Origin of the sequence: uncultured Microscilla sp., from assembly GCF_947493425.1 — a bacterium.
GTDB lineage: Bacteria > Bacteroidota > Bacteroidia > Cytophagales > Microscillaceae > Microscilla.
The window spans coordinates 1-407 of record NZ_CANLRP010000517.1 but is presented as its reverse complement, the minus strand read 5'-3'; the positions used below and the strand labels follow the sequence as shown (position 1 = coordinate 407).

The 407-nt window shown below is 45.9% G+C and carries 1 protein-coding gene; it reads left to right on the top strand.

Annotated elements, in window-relative coordinates; translation table 11 throughout:
• The coding region (locus Q0954_RS34535; RefSeq protein WP_299466797.1) for a hypothetical protein at positions 1–407 on the top strand (407 nt) is incomplete at both ends.

Genomic DNA, 407 nt, shown 5'->3' with positions numbered 1-407 from the left:
GGCTATGAGCCAGTAAAGATCAAAGGCGGGGTGAAGTTTACGAGGGCACCCGAAGCCTTCATTACCAAGGCAGGTACAGGCAACAAACAAACCTGGAAGCTATACGCCAGCAAAGCCGACCAAGCACAAAAAAAGAAGCCTATTATTGAGGCAGTGTATGTAACCGTCAAAGCCCAGGAAGACAAACAAGCCCTCAAAATTGTTTCTATCCAATCGTCTGGAAGTGACCAGTTAACTAAAAAGAAATGGCTGACAGCTTTGTTTAAGGCAGTGGTAGAAAACAAAGCCTCAGAAGGCAAAGCAAGCCCTACGAAAAGAAGCGTGAGCGTAATTGTGGCAGAGGCAGCAGCAGGCATCAAAATGAGTGATTTCAAGGCTCTAAAAGAGAAACCCCAAACCGAGATAGA